At 60.2% G+C, this 10,819-nt stretch carries 8 protein-coding genes and 1 tRNA gene; 1 reads left to right on the plus strand and 8 read right to left on the minus strand.

All coding sequences use genetic code 11. From position 1 onward, the window contains the following. The 4 genes from AAAB16_RS21825 to rimO all read right to left on the minus strand — a co-directional run. Nucleotides 1-323: S4 domain-containing protein (locus AAAB16_RS21825; protein WP_340665227.1), on the minus strand; the 323-nt coding region annotated here is incomplete at its 3' end. A 74-nt stretch (nucleotides 324-397) separates the two neighbouring features. After that, complete coding sequence (locus AAAB16_RS21830; protein WP_340665228.1) at nucleotides 398-808, minus strand: low affinity iron permease family protein; 411 nt, start codon at nucleotides 806-808, stop codon at nucleotides 398-400. Between the two features lie 91 nt (nucleotides 809-899). Then, nucleotides 900-1,838, minus strand: a complete 939-nt coding sequence (locus tag AAAB16_RS21835; protein WP_340665229.1) for an alpha/beta hydrolase — start codon at nucleotides 1,836-1,838, stop codon at nucleotides 900-902. Between the two features lie 176 nt (nucleotides 1,839-2,014). Continuing rightward, a complete protein-coding gene (rimO, locus tag AAAB16_RS21840) occupies nucleotides 2,015-3,343 on the minus strand; it encodes a 30S ribosomal protein S12 methylthiotransferase RimO (protein ID WP_340665230.1) in 1,329 nt (442 codons plus the stop codon). A gap of 287 nt (nucleotides 3,344-3,630) precedes the next feature. On the opposite strand from rimO, the gene AAAB16_RS21845 reads away from it, so the two are divergent. Further along, nucleotides 3,631-5,532, plus strand: a complete 1,902-nt coding sequence (locus tag AAAB16_RS21845) for a potassium transporter Kup (RefSeq protein ID WP_340665231.1) — start codon at nucleotides 3,631-3,633, stop codon at nucleotides 5,530-5,532. A gap of 164 nt (nucleotides 5,533-5,696) precedes the next feature. Here the strand turns inward: AAAB16_RS21845 and AAAB16_RS21850 are convergent, their stop codons facing one another. The 4 genes from AAAB16_RS21850 to AAAB16_RS21865 form a co-directional block, all read right to left on the minus strand. Further along, nucleotides 5,697-6,245, minus strand: a complete 549-nt coding sequence (locus tag AAAB16_RS21850) for a cytochrome b (protein WP_340665232.1) — start codon at nucleotides 6,243-6,245, stop codon at nucleotides 5,697-5,699. Between the two features lie 124 nt (nucleotides 6,246-6,369). Further along, the gene (locus AAAB16_RS21855; RefSeq protein ID WP_340665233.1) at nucleotides 6,370-7,632 is read right to left on the minus strand and encodes an AcvB/VirJ family lysyl-phosphatidylglycerol hydrolase; all 1,263 of its coding nucleotides are present in this window, start codon (nucleotides 7,630-7,632) and stop codon (nucleotides 6,370-6,372) included. Further along, a complete protein-coding gene (gene mprF, locus AAAB16_RS21860) occupies nucleotides 7,632-10,268 on the minus strand; it encodes a bifunctional lysylphosphatidylglycerol flippase/synthetase MprF (protein WP_340665234.1) in 2,637 nt (878 codons plus the stop codon). Before mprF ends, AAAB16_RS21855 begins: the two co-directional genes overlap by 1 nt. Nucleotides 10,269-10,617: 349 nt before the next feature. Beyond that, nucleotides 10,618-10,694, minus strand: a tRNA-Met gene (locus tag AAAB16_RS21865). Nucleotides 10,695-10,819: the final 125 nt, after the last annotated feature.

A 10,819-nucleotide genomic window follows, 5' to 3' on the forward strand; every position in this document is an offset into this window, starting at 1 on the left:
CTGTTCAAGCGCAGGAAATGGCCCTTGAGTGGGTGAGTACCAAAGCGGTGTTCGGCAGATAGGGTGGCTGGGCTGATCAGCGCATGGGCGCCGTCGATATCCAGTTCGGGCGTTTGATGAAACAAAATGGTCACGGGCTCCGGCGCGGTCAGAACCGCGTCGGGCAACAACGCCACGGTTTGCTCGGTCACTTTGAATTGCGGCTCGTCGACCACCTCGCCATCCACCGTTACCCAGCCGCCCTCGATATACAACTCGGCCTCACGACGCGAGCAGCCGATCACTTCGATCAGGCGTTTGGAAAGGCGAATGGGGTCTGTCATGACAAGGGCCGGGAAACGTAATGGGCGGGCATTGTAACAACGCCCGCAGCTGCCGGCCCTGCTTTTCGGCCTTTTTAGGCCTCGGGCGTGTCGGTGTCCAGGGTGCCGAGGACTAGTTTGCTCCGCGCATCACTGGCCAGCGCTTGGTACTTACGGCGAAACAGTTCCAGCTTGCGGTCGTCCAGTTCTTCCAGATCCAACAGCGCGTTATGGGCGCCCTGGGTCACGCGGATCAGCTCGTCGAGCTTGATCTGAATCGCTTGGGTGTCGCGGTTTTGCGTGTTTTGGATAAGGAAAACCATCAGAAAAGTGACGATGGTGGTGCCGGTGTTGATCACCAATTGCCAGGTGTCGCTGTAGTGAAACAGTGGGCCGGTGACGATCCATAGCGCAATCACGCCAATGGCGATGGCAAATACCGGTGGCCTGCCGCAAAAGCGTGCGGCGGCCTTAGCAAATTGTGCGTACCAAGAGCTTTTATCCACACGTCACCTCGTTGTCTGGCGCCAAACGTAGCGCTCGTCCAGTGTGGGCGTGATCAGCAGACAACGACAGCCTTCATCGCCGGCGGCGTTACTAACGGTGCAAACGCTTGGCGACATCAATGTCCAGGCTGGCCATAAAGGCTTCCACGGCATCGGTGTAGGCGCCTGGCGTGCCGAGCAGTTGGTTGATTTCCTTGTGGCTCATGTCCTGCTTGAGCACGCTAATGCTTACGCCTACCGCGCCGCCATGGTTGGCAAATAGCTGCGCCTGTTCGCAGGCCACCTCGCGGCGCGTGGAGCACACCGCGAGGATCGGCGCAGCGCCGTTAGCCAACACATAGTTGGGCGAGGTCTGTTGCCAGTAGGCTGGATCGTCGCCAAAGGCTTGGTCGTAGAAGCGCATATGCCGCGCTTGCATGATCTTTTCCACATCCAGCGCAGCGCTATCCAGGGCCACGGTACCGAGCCAGGGTTTGGCGCCTTGGGCGGCTGCCAGCGTCGGCGAAGCGGCCAACAGAGCCACCAGATGGGCGCCCGCAGAGTGGCCCATAACGATTACATGATTGGCCGAGCCACCCCAGCTGGGCGCTTTGGCTTGGGTCATGGCCAATGCTTTGGCAACTTCTTCGGCCTGTTGCAGCGGTTTGCTTTCCGGCAGCAGCGGGTAGTTGGCGGACACCAAGATAAAACCCTGGCTTACCCAGCGGCTGACCTTGTTGGCCACCACTTGCTGGGCCTCTTTATCGCCCGTTCTCCAGGCACCGCCATGCACCATAAAAATCACCGGGGCATTGCTGGCTTGTTTGGGTAGATAAACGTCCATGCGCTCGCGGGCGGCGGGGCCGTAAGCCAGGTCTGTGATCAGCGTAGCGCCAGCGGGTAACTCCAGAGGCGCAGTGGTCGCACTATCTGGCTGACGCTCGGCGCGGCGCTCTTTGATTTTGTCCAGCAGTGGGCCGGCGAGGGCGGTTTGGCAGACTAGTGCCAAAGACAGAGCGAGGAATGACGGAAGGGTTAAGCGCAGCGACATACAGGGCTCCTGGCGATGCAGTGTCTGGGTGTTTGGCTTATACGCGGCGCAGGGCCAAACACCTGCGAATAATTGCGCACCGTAGCGTTCACGCGTAAATCGCTTGGTGCGCGTAGCACACCCTACGGGGCGCGGCTTAGACCATAAAAAAGCCCCGCATCGGCGGGGCTGTTTGATCAGAGCGTTTCGGCCCAGAGGTCGTACTCATCGGCATCGGTCACGCGGCACATCACCTTGTCACCTGGCTTGAGGTCTTGGTCGCTGTCGACATACACGCGGCCGTCGATTTCCGGCGCGTCAAAGAAGCTGCGGCCTATGGCGCCTTGCTCATCCACTTCGTCGATCAGCACTTCAATTTCTTTGCCGATTTTCAGCTGCAAGCGCGCGGCGCTGATGGCTTGCTGGTGCTCCATAAAGCGGTCCCAGCGCGATTGTTTAACGTCGTCTGGCACGACTTCGGCGTCCAGCAGGTTGGCTGGCGCGCCTTCTACTGGTGAGTACTGGAAGCAGCCAACACGGTCGAGCTGGGCTTCGGTCAGCCAGTTGAGCAGGTATTGGAAATCTTCTTCGGTTTCACCAGGGAAGCCGACAATAAAGGTCGAGCGGATGATCAGTTCAGGGCACTGCTCGCGCCATTTTTTGATGCGCGCCAGGGTTTTGTCTTCAAAGGCCGGACGCTTCATAGCTTTGAGGATTTTCGGGCTGGCGTGTTGGAAGGGGATATCCAGATACGGCAGGATTTTGCCAGCGGCCATCAATGGAATGACGTCGTCGACGTTCGGGTACGGGTACACGTAGTGCAAGCGGACCCACACGCCCATGCTGCTCAGCGCTTCGCAGAGTTCCAGCATGCGGGTTTTTACCGGCTGGCCATTCCAGAAGTCGGTTTTGTACTTCACATCAACGCCATAGGCGCTGGTGTCTTGGGAAATCACCAGCAGCTCTTTAACCCCGGCTTTAACCAAGCGCTCGGCTTCGCTGAGCACTTCACCCACCGGGCGGCTGACCAGCTTGCCGCGCATGGACGGAATAATGCAAAAGCTGCAGCTGTGGTTGCAGCCTTCGGAAATCTTCAGGTAGGCGTAGTGGCGCGGGGTGAGTTTGATGCCTTGCGGCGGCACCAGATCGATCAGAGGGTTGTGGTTCAGATTGGGCGGTGCAGCGGCGTGCACGGCGTTAACCACTTGCTCATATTGCTGCGGGCCGGTCACCGCCAGCACGCTGGGGTGCACGTTGCGGATGGCACTTTCTTCCACGCCCATGCAGCCGGTGACAATCACTTTGCCGTTTTCGGCCAGGGCTTCACCAATCACTTCCAACGATTCGGCTTTGGCCGTGTCGATAAAACCGCAGGTGTTAACCACCACTACGTCGGCGTCCTGGTAGGTCGCGACGACTTCGTAACCTTCCATACGCAACTGGGTGAGGATGCGTTCGGAATCGACGAGTGCCTTGGGGCAACCCAGGGAGACGAAGCCGACTTTCGGCGTGGCGACGGTGGACATGGTGAACCTCAGGCGTTTAGACGGGCACCTTGGGGTGCCTCTGGTCAAAAAGTGCGCAATTCTAGCGGCAGGTCGTGCGCTTGACCAGCCTCCATCCGGCAGGTGAGCCGTCAGCTATGCTCTGGGCGGCGCTACCTGCTGAGGACAGCGTAGTCAGTCGACGATCAAGTGGTCTGAAACATGGCGTAAAACTGATTCTTAGGGCCGGCAATATCAGGTATAAAGCCGGCCTGTTTGCGTGGTCGCCACACATAGGTGGGCCTCGATCTTTTTCAGGAGCTTAGTGCATGTCCAAAGCGCATTCTGCCGAGGCTGGCGGTTCGGCAGGCAAGTCATCAACCATCAGCCTGATGGTTGCTGCGGTTGGCGTCGTGTTTGGGGATATTGGTACCAGCCCGCTGTACACCCTTAAAGAAGTGTTCTCCCCGCATTACGGGGTGCAGGCCAACCACGATGGCGTGCTGGGCATTCTCTCGCTGATCTTCTGGTCGCTGTTCTGGGTGGTGTCGCTCAAGTACGTGCTGTTTATGCTGCGTGCCGATAACCAGGGCGAAGGCGGGGTAATGGCCCTGACCGCGCTGGCCCGTCGCGCCGCCCATGACTATCCCAAACTGCGCAATGTGTTGGTGCTGCTTGGCCTGTTTGGCGCCGCGCTGTTCTACGGCGACAGCATGATCACCCCGGCCATCTCGGTATTGTCGGCGGTGGAAGGCTTGGAGCTGGCCTTTGACGGCATCGACCACTGGGTGGTGCCGTTATCGTTGGTGGTGCTGGTTGCCCTGTTCTTGATTCAGAAGCACGGCACCACCCGCATCGGCATTTTCTTCGGCCCGATCATGCTCACTTGGTTTAGTGCCCTGAGTGCCTTGGGCATTTACGGCATCTTGCAGCACCCGGAAGTGCTGCATGCGCTAAACCCCTACTGGGCTGTTAACTTCTTTATTTCCCACCCTGGCATTGGCATCACCATTCTCGGTGCCGTGGTGTTGTCACTGACCGGCGCGGAAGCGTTGTACGCCGATATGGGCCACTTCGGCCGCAAGCCAATTGCCCGGGCCTGGTTTGTGCTGGTGTTGCCCGGCTTGGCCTTGAACTACTTCGGCCAAGGTGCCTTGCTGCTGGAAAACCCGGAAGCGGCGCGTAACCCTTTCTACTTGCTGGCGCCGAGCTGGGCGTTGCTGCCGATGATTTTGCTGTCGACCTTAGCCACCATCATTGCTTCACAAGCGGTGATCTCCGGTGCGTTCTCGCTGACACGTCAGGCGATCCAGTTAGGCTATGTGCCGCTTATGTTTATTCAGCACACCTCCAGCCATGAGCAAGGGCAGATTTACATCGGCGCGGTGAACTGGACGCTGATGGTCGGTGTGGTCTTGCTGGTGCTGGGCTTTGAATCATCCAGCGCCCTGGCTGCCGCCTACGGCGTGGCGGTGACGGGCACCATGCTGATCGACACCTTGCTGGCGTCTGCCGTGGTGCTATTGCTGTGGCGCTGGTCACCATGGGCTTCGGTGCCGATGCTGCTGGCGTTCTTTCTGGTCGACAGCCTGTTCTTTGCCGCCAACCTGCCCAAGGTATTGCAGGGCGGCGCCTTCCCGGTCGTGGCTGGTACCGCGCTGTTTATTCTGATGACCACTTGGAAGCGCGGTCGCCAGTTGTTGGTCGACCGCCTCGACGAAAGCGCCATTCCGCTGCCGCTGTTTATCAGCAGCATCCGCGTACAGCCGCCACATCGGGTGCAGGGCACCGCGGTGTTCCTTACCGCGCGCGCCGATGCGGTGCCCCATGCGCTGTTGCATAACCTGCTACACAACCAGGTACTGCACGAAACCGTGGTGCTGCTGACGGTCATGAACGAAGACGAGCCGCGCGTACCCAACGAGCGGCGGTTTGAGGTGGATGCCTTTGGCGAAGGCTTCTACCGCGTAGTGCTGCACTTCGGCTTTATGGACGAGACCGACGTGCCCGGCGCCTTGGGCTTGTGCCACCTGGAAGACCTCGACTTCAGCCCGATGCGCACCACCTACTTCTTAAGCCGCGAAACCATCATCTCCACCAAATTGGTGGGCATGGCGCGTTGGCGCGAACTGCTGTTCGCCTTTCTGCTGAAAAACGCCAACGGCAACTTGCGCTTCTTCAACCTGCCATTGAACCGAGTGATTGAGTTGGGTACGCAGGTCGAGATTTGATCTCGAATACGTAGGGTCAATACCGTGCGCACCATGGGGAAACCGCAGGTGCGCGCAGCACACCCAAAGAGCAGTCGTGCGTTGATCCAAAGCCTATAGAAGGCCGTAGGGTGTGCTGTGCGCACCAAGGGATTTATGGGGGGATCGCGTTGGTGCGCGGTGCCTCAGCCTCTACGCGGCAACATACGCAGCAAGGTGTTATCGCGGATCACATAGTGATGCGCTATGCCGGCCACGGCATGCAGGCCAATCAGCCAGTAACCCACTGAGCCGCCGAGCTCATGCCATTCCTTGATCTGCTTGGCCAGGTCAGGGTTTTTGTCCACCAAGGGCGGCAACTCCAGACCAAAGAACGGCACCGGTTTGCCGGCTGCGCTCAAGATCAACCAGCCCGCGAACGGTAAGCCAATCATCAACAGGTAAAGCGCCAGGTGCATCAGCTTGGCGGGCAGCATTTGCCACGCTGGTGGGGTGGGTTCTATACGTGGCGTCGGACTTGTCGCGCGCAGGAACAGACGCAGCCATACCAGCACAAACACGCTGAGGCCGAGCATAAAGTGCAATTGCTTCATCAGATCGCGTTCCACGCTGTCTTTGGGAAACAGACCGCGCAGTTCAATACAGGCGTAAACCGCCGCCAGCAAAATCACCATCAGCCAGTGCAACGTAATGCTGGCGCTACCGTAGCGGGACTCGGTGTTTTTCCAACTCATCAGGATTTCCTTCTGCTAGATGCCCGCTCTAGGGCGGGTTAGAAGCAGACTCTAGCACTGTGTGCCGCAGGCCATGACCCGCTGCCCGCCGTCATTCCCACCTGCGCGGGGACGACGATGGTTGTTATGGCTCGGGGCGCTTTTCGATGTCTTTGATCAGGCGGGCGGCGAGGGCTGGGTAGTCTTCGTCAAAGTGATGGCCGCCGGGCAGTTCCAGTTTTTCGCCAACGGTGGTGGCTTCGGTACAGCCGCTTTCGCTGACCTCGTCTTTGCCATACACGCACAGCACTTTGGCCGCCGGCAGGCGCGCCACTTCCGGGCCGGTGGCGGCTTCTTTGCCAGCGGTGCCGAGCCAGCCCTGCACTTCGATTTCAAAGCTACCGCTGCGGGCCAGGGCAATCAGCTGAATGCCGCGCACTTGCTGCTGTGCAGCCGGTGTCAGGCGGTTGTAGATGGCGGGTAATACGTCAGCACCAAACGAATAGCCGATCAGCACAAAATTCTTTGCGCCCCATTTGTCTTGGTACAGCTTCATCAGCTTGGCCAGGTCGACCGCGCTCTGTTCCGGGCTCTTGTGCTGCCAGTAGTAACGCAAGGCATCGATGCCGACTACGGGGTAATTGCGTTTGGCCATTTCCTCGGCCACGTCGCGATCCAGGTCGCGCCAGCCACCATCGCCGGAGTAGAACAAGCTGACGGTATCAGACGCATTGTCGGGGTCTATGGCCGGGACTTCGACCACGGGCATGGCATCGCTTTCACCTTGCAGCAGGTTGCGCAGTTCTTTGTCCAGCACCTGCGGCAGGGTGGTGTCGTAGTCGCTGATGCTAGTTACGCCATTGCTTTGTTCGCGGGCAAAGGCGGCGCTGGGGTCGTCAGGGTTATCGTTCCAGGCGGCGACCCAATGGCCATGGGTGGCTTTGGCTGGCTGCGGGCAGTCGGGCTTTTCAATGGAGAAATCCACCGACAGGGCTTTGGCTTGGTCGTTGTTCTGGCCGGCCAGCCAGTTCCACGCCAGCGTCGCGCCGGGGCCAATACCGGCTACCAAGGTGGCGGGACCGGCCAGTTGCGCGAGGCTGTCTTGCAGGCGTTTTTGTTGCACGGCGCAGTCTTTGCTGTCGAGGCTGAACTGCACCACCTGAGCATGGCTGTCGCGGCTGATAGCGAGCAACTGCGCGTCAGTGAGCAACATATCGGGCGGCACGCCAATGGCCACCTGGGCCTTGGCGGCGCTGCCAGGTACGACTCGGGTCAGGGCGCTGCCGTCGCTCAGTTGCAAATGCTCCACGGTTGGCAGGTTGCCGCCGCGTTTGTACAGCAGGGCGGCAACCGCCACGCCTGTCACCAAGAGTGCGACCAATAGCGGCCGCCAGAAGCGTCGAATCATCAGCGTTTCACCAATCCTGTCAGGCCACCTGCAATAAGGGCGGCGGTGTCAGCCAGGGCTACCAGCGGGTCGAGCCCGGCCGGTACAGCCATGTAGCGCGGTTCCCAGTCGGGCTGGAATTTATCTTTAAAGCGGCGTAGGCCCTGGAAGTTATACAACTGCTCACCGCGGCGGAAGACCATGGCGCCCAGGCGTTGGGTCAGTGGCGCGCCACGCCGCGGTTGCAGGCCAGACAAGGGCACCATGCCCAGGCTGAAGCGGCTGTAGCCAGCGGCCTTGTAATGCAGGATCAGGCCGAGCATCAGAAATTCCATGGTCAGCTTGGGCGCCTCGGGGTGGGCGCGCATCAGATCCAGGCTGGCCAGTTCCGTGCTTTGGGTTTCCAGCAAGTTGGCAAAGGCGACCGCGCGGCCCTCGAAACGAATCACCGCAATGCGGAAACGCTTGAGGTACTCCGGGGTAAAGCGGCCAAGGGAGAAGCCTTTCTCCCGTACGTTTTTGCCCTCGACCCAGGCTGCTGAGATGGCTTGCAGCTCCTCCATCGGTGCGGCGCCGGCTTCAAAGATTTCCAATGCCAGACCATCGCGCCCGCCACGGTTCCAGGTGTAGCGCAGGTCCTTCATTTCCTTGCCCTTGGCTTCCAGATCGAACGCGCGCAGGTCAACGCGGGCTTCTTCACCGAGCTTGAGGGCGGTGAGACCGATGTCCATATAGAAGGGCAGGTTCTCCGCGCGCACTTGGTAGAACACTGGCCGCGCATGGTGCAGGTCGCACAGGTCGCGGAATTGCCAGATCAACTCAGCGCGTTGCTGCGCTGGGCCGATGGGGTCGTACAGGGCAATCATGCTGCGGCCACGGCGGGCGTACATCAAAAACGCGTCATCGCCCTGGTGAAACAGCAACGCCTTATCGCCGGTCAGGGCCAGGCCGCCGTCGGGTTGGTCGGAGGCGCTGATGATGCGTGCGGCGGTGTCCAGCTCCGCCTCATCGGGCAGGCGAATTTCCGGTGGCTCGGTACGCAGCAACCAAGTCAGCACCACGATCACCAGCAGCAAGGCGCTGCCCAGGGCTGAGCGCAGTGCACGGGGCGCACCGGCATCCAACGCGAATTGCCACCACAGCTCATGACCGTAGGGCACGTCTTGGTAAGCGAAAAACATCAGCCAGATTGAAGCGCCCAATACGCACAACGCCGCCACCAAGTAGACCGAAGAAAACGGCAATTCCAGCAAGCGGCTCGGGCGGTAGAACGAGCGGCGGAACACAGCCAGCAGGCTGGCGGTGAGGGTCAGCAACGTGGCTTCTTCCCAGTCAAAGCCCTTCATCAGCGACAGCAATGCGCCAACCAGCAATAGCACCATGGTCAGCACCCAGGCCGCCGACAGGCGCCGGCGCAGGCCCTGCGCCAGCAGCAGGCAGAGCACGCCAATCAGACTGGCGCCCAGATGCGAAGCGTCAATCAGGCGATGGGGAATAAGGAAACCAAGGTCTTCAATGCGCGAATCGATGGCCGGGGTCGCGCCAGAAAACAGCAGCACCACGCCGGAAATAAACACCAACAACGCCAGCACCGGCGCGGCCAAGCCGGAAGCAACGCGCACGGCCTGATGCTTGACGATCAGGCGATAGGCTTCGTTGCACAGCAGCAACAGGCAGGCGACCAGGAGCGGCAGCACCACATAGATCAAACGGTACAACAGCAGCGCCGCGGCCAAAGGCGCACTGCCCAGCTGATCAGCGAAAGCGGCCAGCAGCACCGCTTCAAACACGCCGACACCGCCGGGTACATGGCTGAGTACACCGGCAGCCAGGGCCAACAGGTAAACCAACAGGAAGGCGCCAAACGGCGGCGCTTCCGGCAACAAGAGATACAGCACGGTGGCAGCGGCGGCGACGTCCAGCGCGGTAATCAGCAATTGCAGCGCCGCCAGGCGCAGGCCCGGCACGCGCAAGGTGCGGCGGCCAAACTGAATCAGCAGGTTGTTGGGGATCGGCTGTTCCGCCAGGCGACGTCGGCTGATAGCCACCAGCAGCGCGCCGCAACCCAGCAGCAGGGCGAGCGCAATGGCGGCCAGTAAGCCGGCGGGCAAACGCAGGGCAGTGGCGGCTGCGCTCAAATCGCTGAGGGTGGCCAGTGCCGCGAGAATCGGCAGTGCGCAACCGAGCGACAGGCTGGCAAACAAGGTCATGCGCGCTACTTCTGCCGGGCCCAGGCCATGGCGGGCATACAAGCGATAGCGCACCGAGCCGCCAGACAGCATCGACAGGCCAATGGCGTTGCCGATGGCGAAGGCGTTAAAGCCGCCAAACGCCAGGGCGGGCAACGGCAACTTCACATCGGCGAAGCGACTGGCCGACCATTCATAGCCGAGCAAGATAATAAAGCCGACCACGGTCGCGGCCAGGGCGCCGAGCAGGGCACTTTTCGGCACGCTGAGCACGGATTCGCGCAGGGAGTCGGGGTCGAGGTCTTGAATCAGGTGTCGGCAGGCCAACAGGGCAATGGCAAATAGCAGCAGGGTAACGGCCAGGCCGATCGGCTGGCGGTAGGTGCTGAGGCGCTCCATCCACAACAGGCGTGATGGATGCACGTCGGACGCCGGTGGGTTATGGGCATCTGGCGGATTAGCGCGCATTCGGCACCTCGAAAACGGGACGGGAAGCCGATAGGCCAGCGGGCAAAAATTGGGCAGCGGGGGTGGGTCGCGAAGCGCAATGCGGTCCTGGGTAAAGCATGCATGACTCCCTATGGCGAACGAGCCCGGCAATGATCAGCTGCGTTGCGTCGCGGAGCAACCGGTTTGCACATCCTGGTGGTTTCTTAGTAGTGGTGCATTGCGGGCCAGTGGTCAAGCCAAGCGACTGACTGCCTGCTTGCCTCGTGTTCTTTATATAGAGAACGAACGCAGAGAAGGGAGGGCGATGGCAAAGTCCAAACGCCAGAAACACAAAAGGCCACTTGTTTCCAAGTGGCCTTTAAATGTTTGGTTGCGGGAGCCGGATTTGAACCGACGACCTTCGGGTTATGAGCCCGACGAGCTACCAGACTGCTCCATCCCGCGCCGGCAATTCTACAGTTCAAGGCGTTTGTGTCAACCGTTAATTTCTTTTTTATCAAAGAGTTATGCGTGAACAAAAACGCCAGGCAACAAAAAAGGGCCACTTACTGAGTAAGTGGCCCTTTATA

The sequence above is a fragment of the Pseudomonas sp. genome (assembly GCF_037994325.1).
Taxonomy (GTDB): Bacteria; Pseudomonadota; Gammaproteobacteria; order Pseudomonadales; family Pseudomonadaceae; genus Aquipseudomonas.